Source organism: Pseudomonas fluorescens group sp. (assembly GCF_020093335.1).
Lineage (GTDB): Bacteria > Pseudomonadota > Gammaproteobacteria > Pseudomonadales > Pseudomonadaceae > Aquipseudomonas > Aquipseudomonas petroselini.
The window spans coordinates 223,399-231,561 of record NZ_JAIOKW010000008.1 but is presented as its reverse complement, the minus strand read 5'-3'; the positions used below and the strand labels follow the sequence as shown (position 1 = coordinate 231,561).

Sequence of the window (8,163 nt, the reverse complement as noted above, 5' to 3'; positions counted from 1 at the left end):
CTCAGGCACTCAGTTCTCCAATTAGAACCGAGGTGCCTGGGTTTGGGGCGGCTTCGCCACCCAGCGCGGGGCAAGCCCGCTCACTACAAGCTGCACAAATGAATAAGGCCTCCAGAGGAGGCCTTATTCGGTACAACTCAAGTGCTTACTTGCGATCTTCCAGCTTGGTGATGTCACGCGACTCGTAGCCGGTGTACAGCTGGCGCGGGCGGCCAATCTTGTACGGGCTGGAGAGCATTTCTTTCCAGTGGGAGATCCAGCCCACGGTCCGCGCCAGGGCGAAGATCACGGTGAACATGCTGGTTGGAATGCCGATCGCCTTGAGGATGATCCCCGAGTAGAAGTCGACGTTCGGGTACAGCGAGCGTTCGATGAAGTACGGGTCGGTCAGGGCGATCTCTTCCAGGCGCATGGCCAGTTCGAGTTGCGGATCGTTCTTGATCCCCAGTTCCTTCAACACTTCGTCGCAGGTCTGCTTCATCACGGTGGCGCGTGGGTCGCGGTTCTTGTAGACCCGGTGACCGAAGCCCATCAACTTGAACGGATCGTTCTTGTCCTTGGCCTTGGCGATGAATTTGTCGATGTTCGACACATCGCCGATTTCATCGAGCATGGTCAATACGGCTTCGTTCGCACCGCCGTGGGCAGGACCCCAGAGTGCGGCGATACCGGCGGCGATACAGGCGAACGGGTTGGCACCCGAAGAGCCGGCCAGGCGCACGGTGGACGTGGAGGCGTTCTGCTCGTGGTCGGCGTGGAGGATGAAGATCCGGTCCATTGCCTTGGCCAGCACCGGGCTGATCGGTTTGATCTCGCACGGGGTGTTGAACATCATGTGCAGGAAGTTTTCCGCGTACGTCAGGTCGTTGCGCGGGTACATCATGGGTTGGCCCATGGAGTACTTGTAAACCATTGCGGCCAGGGTCGGCATCTTGGCAACCAGGCGGATCGCGGAGATTTCGCGATGCTGCGGGTTATTGATGTCGAGGGAGTCGTGATAGAAGGCCGACAGGGCGCCAACCACGCCGCACATGACGGCCATTGGGTGGGCGTCGCGACGGAAGCCGTTAAAGAAGGTCTTCAATTGCTCGTGAACCATGGTGTGGTTCTTGACGGTGCTGACGAACTGGGCCTTCTGCTCGGCTGTTGGCAATTCGCCATTTAGCAGCAGGTAGCAGGTTTCCAGGTAGTCCGACTGTTCGGCGAGTTGCTCGATCGGGTAGCCGCGGTGAAGCAGAATGCCATTGTCGCCATCGATATAGGTGATCTTCGACTCGCAAGAGGCGGTCGACATGAAGCCTGGGTCGAAAGTGAAACGGCCCGTGGCCGTCAGGCCCCGTACGTCGATAACATCGGGACCAACGGTGCCGGTTAAAATGGGCAGCTCGACGGGGGCTGCGCCCTCGATGATCAACTGCGCTTTTTTGTCAGCCATGTGGCCTCCTATTTATGCTTCAAATCATCAGACAGACCCCCCACGCAGGGCCCGCACCACTATAGTGAGATAAATTCAGATGTCAATTTGCCTAAAGTCTTGCCCCAGAAGGCTTTAACCGTACTTTTTCCTCGAAATTGAGCGCCATTTACGCCTTTTATCCCGCCAGCGCAATCAGCTATTAGGGTGAGGAGTGCGCGTTGTCATTAGTAACCTAACTGTCTATACTCGGCCACCGACCGCCAAGGGCTTTTGGGCTTGCTTTCATTGGGGGTCGCACTCCCTGGGTGGTGCTTACCTGACCAGTCGCACTCCCCAACAACTTTGCCCTGATTGTTAGGGGCTCTTCAGTGTGAAAAAAAGCCGTGAATAGCCAACGACCTGTAAACCTAGACCTAAGGACCATCAAACTCCCCATCACCGGCGTTACGTCGTTCCTGCACCGTGTTTCCGGCATCATCCTGTTTCTGGGCTTGGGCATCATGCTTTATGCATTGAGCAAATCCCTGGGTTCCGAGGAAGGATACGCCGAGGTGAAGGCATGCTTGACCAGCCCGCTGGCCAAGTTCGTAGCATGGGGCCTCCTGTCTTCTCTTCTGTATCACCTGGTAGCCGGTGTGCGCCATTTGATCATGGACATGGGCATCGGTGAGACGCTGGAAGGCGGCCGCCTGGGCTCGAAAATCATCATCGCCATTTCCGTGGTGCTGATCGTTCTGGCAGGAGTTTGGATATGGTAACCAGCGTTACGAACCTTTCGCGTTCGGGCCTCTATGACTGGATGGCACAGCGTGTGTCTGCGGTCGTTCTCGCGGCTTATTTCATTTTCCTGATCGGATACCTCGTCGCAAACCCGGGCATCGGCTATGAGCAATGGCACGGCCTGTTTTCCCACAATGCGATGCGAATCTTCAGTCTGCTGGCCCTTGTTGCCCTGGGCGCACACGCCTGGGTTGGCATGTGGACCATCGCGACCGACTACCTGACGCCGATGGCGCTGGGCAAGTCCGCGACTGCAGTACGTTTTCTCTTCCAGGCAGTCTGCGGCGTCGCGATGTTCGCTTACTTCGTCTGGGGTGTGCAGATTCTTTGGGGTATCTGATTCATGGCTAACATTCCAACTATTTCATTCGACGCCATCATTATTGGTGGCGGCGGTGCTGGCATGCGCGCTGCGCTGCAGCTGGCCCAGGGTGGTCACAAGACTGCCGTGATCACCAAGGTGTTCCCGACCCGTTCCCACACCGTATCGGCCCAGGGTGGCATCACCTGCGCCATCGCCTCCGCCGACCCGAACGATGACTGGCGCTGGCACATGTACGATACCGTCAAGGGTTCCGACTACATCGGTGACCAGGACGCTATCGAATACATGTGTCAGGAAGGCCCGGCCGCGGTGTTTGAGCTGGACCACATGGGTCTGCCGTTCTCCCGTACCGAACAAGGCCGTATCTACCAGCGTCCATTCGGCGGCCAGTCGAAGGATTACGGCAAAGGCGGGCAGGCTGCCCGTACCTGCGCCGCGTCCGACCGTACCGGTCACGCGCTGTTGCACACCCTTTATCAGGGCAACCTGAAAGCCGGTACCACGTTCCTGAACGAGTACTACGCTGTTGACCTAGTGAAGAACGCACAAGGCGAGTTCGTCGGTGTGATCGCCATCTGCATCGAAACCGGCGAAACCACCTACATCCGCGCCAAGGCTACCGTGCTGGCGACGGGCGGTGCAGGCCGTATCTACGCGTCGACCACCAATGCCCTGATCAACACCGGTGACGGCGTCGGCATGGCACTGCGTGCAGGCGTGCCGGTACAAGACATCGAAATGTGGCAGTTCCACCCGACCGGCATCGCCGGCGCCGGTGTACTGGTGACCGAAGGTTGCCGTGGTGAAGGTGGTTACCTGATCAACAAGCACGGCGAGCGTTTCATGGAGCGTTATGCTCCGAACGCCAAGGACCTTGCCGGTCGTGACGTTGTGGCCCGTTCGATGGTTAAGGAAATCATCGCTGGCAACGGCTGTGGCCCGAATGGCGACCACGTACTGCTGAAGCTCGATCACCTCGGCGAAGAAGTGCTGCACAGCCGTCTGCCGGGTATCTGCGAACTGTCCAAGACCTTCGCACACGTTGACCCGGTGGTTGCTCCGGTTCCGGTTGTTCCAACTTGCCACTATATGATGGGCGGCGTGCCGACCAACATCCATGGCCAGGCGATCACCCAGAACGCCGACGGCGTGGACGAGATCATTCATGGTCTGTTCGCGGTAGGCGAAGTGGCTTGCGTATCGGTACACGGCGCCAACCGCCTGGGCGGCAACTCGCTGCTCGACCTGGTGGTCTTCGGCCGCGCGGCCGGCCTGCACCTGGAAAAAGCGCTGACCGACGGCATCGAATACGATGACGCAACCGACGCCAACATCGAAGCTGCCCTGGCGCGCCTGAACGCTCTGAACGAGCGCACCGATGGCGAAGACGTGGCAACCCTGCGTCGCGAGCTGCAAAGCTGCATGCAGAACTACTTCGGTGTGTTCCGTACCGGCGAATACATGCAGAAGGGCATCGCCCAGCTGGCTGACCTGCGCACGCGCATCGCCAACGTCAAGATCAACGATAAGAGCCAGGCGTTCAACACGGCTCGTATCGAGGCCCTTGAGCTGCAAAACCTGCTGGAAGTGGCCGAAGCGACCGCGATCGCCGCCGAGGTTCGTAAAGAATCCCGTGGTGCCCACGCTCGTGAAGACTTTGAAGACCGCGACGACGAAAACTGGTTGTGCCACACCCTGTACTTCCCGGGTGACAAGCGCGTGACCAAGCGTGCCGTGAACTTCTCGCCGAAGACGGTTCCGACGTTTGAACCGAAGATTCGGACTTACTAAGGGTGGCTGCCATGTTGAAAGTCAGTGTTTATCGCTACAACCCTGATCAGGACGCTGCGCCGTTCATGCAGGAGTTCCAGGTCGATACCGGTGGTAAAGACCTGATGGTGCTGGATGTATTGGCACTGATCAAAGAGCAGGACGAAGGTTTCTCCTATCGTCGCTCTTGCCGTGAAGGTGTGTGCGGTTCCGACGGCATGAACATCAACGGCAAAAACGGCCTGGCGTGCATCACGCCGCTGTCCGCCGTGGTTAAAGGCAACAAGCTGATCGTTCGTCCTCTGCCAGGTTTGCCGGTTATCCGTGACCTGGTCGTCGATATGAGCATCTTCTACAAGCAATACGAGAAAGTTAAGCCGTTCCTGCAGAACGACACGCCGGCCCCGGCCATCGAGCGTCTGCAGTCCCCGGAAGAGCGCGAGAAGCTCGACGGTCTGTACGAGTGCATCCTGTGCGCTTGCTGCTCGACTTCGTGCCCGTCCTTCTGGTGGAACCCGGACAAGTTCCTGGGTCCAGCTGCCCTGCTGCAAGCGTACCGCTTCCTGGCAGACAGCCGTGACACCAAGACGTCCGAGCGTCTGGCTTCGCTGGATGACCCGTTCAGCGTATTCCGCTGCCGCGGGATCATGAACTGCGTCAACGTATGTCCCAAAGGCCTGAACCCGACTAAGGCCATTGGTCACATTCGTAACATGCTGCTGCAGAGCGGCGTGTAACTGACGTTGTAACAAGGCAGGACCGTTGTGCCCGTAAATGCTACGGCGCAGGCTTCAACCGGCGCCGTAGTTTTAACTTGAGCAGCGACTTACAAAGCCGCGGCTCTTATTTTGAAGAAATGAGACAAGCAGGGGCATTCGGGTTGGTACCCGAACTATCAGCGTGATCCTAAGTGGCTTGTTTTGGTCGCTGCACTTGGCCTTTTGCAAGCAAACTCGGTGTTTTCGCCGGTGGTGTCCCCAAATCGAGGGTGACCAAGCATGCAAGAAAGCGTGATGCAGCGCATGTGGAACAGCGGCTATCTTTCAGGTGGTAACGCTGCCTATGTGGAAGAGCTTTATGAGCTCTACCTGCACGACCCTAACGCTGTGCCAGAAGAATGGCGCACCAAATTTCAGACGTTGTCTTCAGACGGCAACGCTGCCACCGATGTATCGCATGCAACGATTCGCGATCAATTCGTGCTGCTGGCAAAGAACCAGCGCCGCGCTCAACCGGTTTCCGCCGGCAGCGTGAGCAGTGAGCACGAGAAGAAGCAAGTTGAAGTACTGCGACTGATCCAGGCCTATCGGATGCGTGGCCACCAGGCGGCCCAGCTTGACCCGCTGGGGCTCTGGCAGCGTCCTGCACCTGCTGACCTGTCGATCAATCATTACGGCTTGACCAATGCCGATCTTGATACGACCTTCCGTGCCGGCGACCTGTTCATCGGCAAAGAGGAAGCGAGCCTACGCGAAATTCACGAAGCGTTGCAGCAGACATATTGCCGCACCATTGGCGCTGAGTTCACGCACATCACCGATTCCGAGCAACGTCACTGGTTCCAGCATCGCCTGGAAGGTGTGCGTGGCCGTCCGGTGTTGTCCGCCGACGTACGCAGCCACCTGCTCGAGCGCGTTACCGCTGCCGAAGGCCTGGAAAAATACCTGGGCACCAAATACCCGGGCACCAAGCGTTTCGGCCTGGAAGGCGGCGAAAGCCTGATCCCGATGCTCGACGAGCTGATCCAGCGTTCCGGTTCCTACGGTACCAAGGAAGTCGTGATCGGCATGGCTCACCGTGGTCGCCTGAACGTGTTGGTCAACACCTTCGGCAAGAACCCGCGTGAGCTGTTCGACGAGTTCGAAGGCAAGAAGAAGGTCGAGCTGGGTTCCGGTGACGTTAAATACCACCAGGGCTTCTCGTCCAACGTGATGACCACCGGCGGTGAAGTTCACCTGGCCATGGCGTTCAACCCATCCCACCTGGAAATCGTTTCTCCAGTGGTCGAGGGTTCGGTGCGGGCTCGCCAGGATCGTCGTAACGACACCACCGGTGAGAAGGTCCTGCCGATTTCCATCCACGGCGACGCGGCATTTGCCGGTCAAGGCGTGGTCCTGGAAACCTTCCAGATGTCGCAGACCCGCGGCTTCAAGACCGGCGGTACGGTTCACATCGTCATCAACAACCAGGTTGGTTTCACTATCAGCAACCCGCTGGATGCGCGCTCTACCGAGTACGCCACCGACGTTGCCAAGATGATCCAGGCGCCGATCCTCCATGTGAATGGCGATGATCCGGAAGCCGTGCTGTTCGTGACCCAGCTCGCCATCGACTATCGCATGCAGTTCAAGCGTGACGTGGTGATCGATCTGGTTTGCTACCGCCGTCGCGGTCACAACGAAGCGGACGAGCCAAGCGGCACCCAACCGTTGATGTACCAGCAGATCAGCAAGCAGCGCACCACCCGTGAGCTGTACGCCGAAAGCCTGACCAAGGCCGGTGTACTGGATGACGCGCGTGTTCAGGCGAAAATCGATGAATACCGCAACGCGCTGGACAATGGCCTGCATGTTGTAAAAAGCCTGGTTAAAGAGCCGAACAAAGAGTTGTTCGTGGACTGGCGTCCGTACCTGGGCCACGCCTGGACTGCGCGTCACGATACGTCGTTCGATCTGAAGACCTTGCAGGAATTGTCCGCCAAACTGCTGGAAATTCCGGACGGTTTCGTGGTGCAGCGTCAGGTCTCGAAGATCTACGAAGACCGTCAGAAGATGCAAGCCGGCGGCCTGCCGATCAACTGGGGTTACGCCGAAACCATGGCGTACGCGACCCTGGCGTTCGAAGGTCACCCGATCCGCATGACCGGCCAGGACATCGGCCGTGGTACGTTCTCGCACCGTCATGCGGTGTTGCACAACCAGAAAGACGCGGGCACCTACATCCCGTTGCAGAACCTGTACGAAGGCCAGCCACGTTTCGACCTGTACGATTCGTTCCTGTCCGAAGAAGCCGTTCTGGCGTTCGAATACGGTTACTCGACCACCACGCCTCAGGCGCTGGTGATTTGGGAAGCCCAGTTCGGCGACTTTGCCAACGGTGCACAGGTGGTTATCGACCAGTTCATCACCAGCGGCGAGCACAAGTGGGGTCGCCTGTGCGGTCTGACCATGCTGCTGCCACACGGTTATGAAGGTCAGGGTCCTGAGCACTCCTCGGCCCGTCTGGAGCGTTACCTGCAGCTGTGCGCCGAGCACAACATCCAGGTGTGCGTGCCGACTACCCCGGCCCAGATCTACCACTTGCTGCGTCGCCAGGTGATCCGCCCGCTGCGCAAGCCGCTGGTTGTGCTGACACCGAAGTCGCTGCTGCGTCATAAATTGGCCATCTCGACCCTGGAAGATCTGGCTGATGGTTCGTTCCAGACCGTTATTCCAGAAATCGACACGCTGGACGCGGCTAAGGTGACTCGCCTGGTCCTGTGCAGCGGCAAGGTCTACTACGACTTGCTGGAAAAACGCCGTGCCGAAGGCCGCGAAGACATCGCTATCGTGCGTATCGAGCAGCTTTACCCGTTCCCGGAAGACGACCTGATGGAGGCCATCGCGCCTTACACCAACCTCACTCACGTGGTGTGGTGCCAGGAAGAGCCGATGAACCAGGGCGCGTGGTACAGCAGCCAGCATCACCTGCGTCGCAGCATCGGCAACCATAACAAGGCCCTGGGCCTGGAATATGCCGGCCGTGATGCTTCCGCTGCACCTGCGTGTGGTTATGCGTCGATGCACGCCGAGCAGCAGGAAAAACTGCTGCAAGATGCTTTCACTGTTTAACGCCTTCGCGCTGACTGAAACCGAATTTTAAGGACCCACAG

Annotated in this window: 6 protein-coding genes; 5 read left to right on the top strand and 1 reads right to left on the bottom strand. The window is 58.4% G+C overall.

Features of this window, described 5'->3' with window-relative positions; all coding sequences use genetic code 11:
- Positions 1-145 precede the first annotated feature (145 nt).
- Positions 146-1,435 carry a citrate synthase gene (gene gltA, locus K7431_RS12305; protein ID WP_012723087.1) on the bottom strand — a complete coding sequence of 430 codons (1,290 nt, stop codon included), beginning with the start codon at positions 1,433-1,435 and terminating at the stop codon, positions 146-148.
- A gap of 365 nt (positions 1,436-1,800) precedes the next feature.
- On the opposite strand from gltA, the gene sdhC reads away from it, so the two are divergent.
- The 5 genes from sdhC to K7431_RS12280 all read left to right on the top strand — a co-directional run bounded on the left by sdhC (position 1,801) and on the right by K7431_RS12280 (position 8,122).
- Positions 1,801-2,175 carry a succinate dehydrogenase, cytochrome b556 subunit gene (sdhC, locus tag K7431_RS12300; RefSeq protein ID WP_003190005.1) on the top strand — a complete coding sequence of 125 codons (375 nt, stop codon included), beginning with the start codon at positions 1,801-1,803 and terminating at the stop codon, positions 2,173-2,175.
- Positions 2,169-2,537 carry a succinate dehydrogenase, hydrophobic membrane anchor protein gene (gene sdhD, locus K7431_RS12295; protein WP_003172805.1) on the top strand — a complete coding sequence of 123 codons (369 nt, stop codon included), beginning with the start codon at positions 2,169-2,171 and terminating at the stop codon, positions 2,535-2,537. The genes sdhC and sdhD overlap by 7 nt, the downstream gene beginning before the upstream one ends.
- A 3-nt stretch (positions 2,538-2,540) precedes the next feature.
- Positions 2,541-4,313, top strand: coding sequence for a succinate dehydrogenase flavoprotein subunit (gene sdhA, locus K7431_RS12290; RefSeq protein ID WP_012723088.1), 1,773 nt, complete (start codon positions 2,541-2,543; stop codon positions 4,311-4,313).
- An 11-nt stretch (positions 4,314-4,324) separates the two neighbouring features.
- Complete coding sequence (locus K7431_RS12285) at positions 4,325-5,029, top strand: succinate dehydrogenase iron-sulfur subunit (RefSeq protein WP_003172807.1); 705 nt, start codon at positions 4,325-4,327, stop codon at positions 5,027-5,029.
- 261 nt (positions 5,030-5,290) lie between these two features.
- A complete protein-coding gene (locus K7431_RS12280) occupies positions 5,291-8,122 on the top strand; it encodes a 2-oxoglutarate dehydrogenase E1 component (protein WP_012723089.1) in 2,832 nt (943 codons plus the stop codon).
- Positions 8,123-8,163 lie beyond the last annotated feature (41 nt).